Source organism: Flavobacterium bomense (genome assembly GCF_003970355.1).
Genome location: NZ_RYDJ01000065.1, coordinates 1 through 1,689, shown reverse-complemented (window position 1 = coordinate 1,689; position 1,689 = coordinate 1). Strand labels below are relative to the sequence as shown.

General features: G+C 32.1%; 1 protein-coding gene. It reads right to left on the bottom strand.

Annotation, left to right across the window (positions count from 1 at the left end; genetic code table 11):
* Window positions 1-135: 135 nt before the first annotated feature.
* Window positions 136-1,635: an OmpP1/FadL family transporter gene (locus tag EKL98_RS15555; protein ID WP_126563108.1), complete on the bottom strand. Its 1,500-nt coding sequence runs from the start codon at window positions 1,633-1,635 to the stop codon at window positions 136-138.
* Window positions 1,636-1,689: the final 54 nt, after the last annotated feature.

Here is a 1,689-nt window from a genome sequence, read left to right as displayed (position 1 = left end):
GTCATAATTGGGACATTACCGATAAATTAAACTTTGATTGGGGTATCCGTATGGAAAATTTCAATATTAAATCTAGTTTTTCGACACCAAAAAGACTACCCGACATTTTCAATAATTCCTCTTTTGGGAATAGGATTACATTTCAAACAATAATGTCATTGTGAAATTATTGTTGGTAGTTTTAATTTTCGCTCCATCAGTAAATCCTTGATTGAAAAAAGGTTGTTGCGAATTTCTCTGGGCATTGGTATAGGATAAATCCATTTTAAACACACCAAAGTTATAGCCTAATCCTCCTGAAAAAGAATTCAAATCGCCAATTGTTTTTTTGTCTTTGTATGGACTTTCTTCAAAACGATACCCGCCTCGAAGGCTCCATTCCTTGATTTTGTATTCAGCGCCTATTCTTATTTCATTTGATACGTTAAGAATGTTGCTCATTTGATTGTTCACGGCTCGATAATATATGTCATTTTCTGGTTGAAATTTCGTGCTGCTATAATCTTTAATAGTATAATCAATACTTATTAATCCAGTTTTTCCAAAAACATGAGCTAAGCTTCCTGTAAACTTGCTTGGAGTACTTAATTTATAAGGCGCATAATAATTAATGATTTGCGGATCAACATTTGCTGTAAGTTCATCTACATTATTGGCTCTCACTGCGCTTAGATTTTGAGAAAACTCATCGCTTAAATTGTACCAAATTGGAGATTCATAAGCAAATCCGAAACGAATTTCTTTAGTTACTTTTGCAATGGCTCCAATTTGAAATGAAAATCCTGTACCGTAAGTGTATAAATTATTATCAAATTGCAAACGTCTCACAGTATAATCTGAATTTAGAGTATTCGTGTTACTTTCATAAAAACTGGAAGTTTGCACGTAATCAGTAAAATGTGAATTTAAATTAATACCTATGTATAATTTATCTTTATACGAAGTTGCAGCATTAAAAGATAATTTTCCATTATATCCACTTGAATAAATACTGTTTTCTTGATAATAATTTCCACCGGGAGTTACATTTGATGTGTACGCCGTGTTGTTTGATGCTTCCATAACAGGGTTGATGATATATCCTTCATAGCCTAAATACGCTTGTTGTGCACCGTTGTCTAATTCTGAATAATTTGAATCTTTTATTAAACCTAATGGAACACCATTAGCATAAGTTAAAAAATACTTATCGACAGAATTTGTTGGATTTACGCCAGCAGAAAAGACTGAATTGTCAAAATCATTTACATTTTCGTAGTTTATTGCTAACGAAAACTTTTTCCAGTTGCTCGATGGGTTTCGGTTTTTAAAAACAAAAACGCCACCAGTTTGGTTCATGTCAAAATTACTTTCTGAATCGGAAGTTGTTGTTCCAAAATAATTTGAATCATTCTTTTTATTAAAAGCACTTAACGATATAGTAAGTTGATTATTCGAAAAAATGGCAGAACCTGCAGGATTCACATTTATAGAAGATAAATCGCCACCCAGCGCACCAAAAGCACCACCCATCGCTCTAAAACGAGCAGTTCCATTTAAATTATCTTGTGAATATCGAACCGCATCTGGGATTTCTTGAGATAGAACTACATTAAAAGTGAAGCCAATAAAGATAAGGTAATAGAGTTTTTTCATCTTTTTTTCAGTTAAAGTTATTTTTTAATAATTTTGAAAACAGATTATCTTGTT

What these genes read in the sequence shown, in the direction of transcription:
- EKL98_RS15555 (WP_126563108.1), bottom strand. Translation starts at nt 1,635, where the DNA reads ATGAAAAAACTCTATTACCTTATCTTTATTGGCTTCACTTTTAATGTA.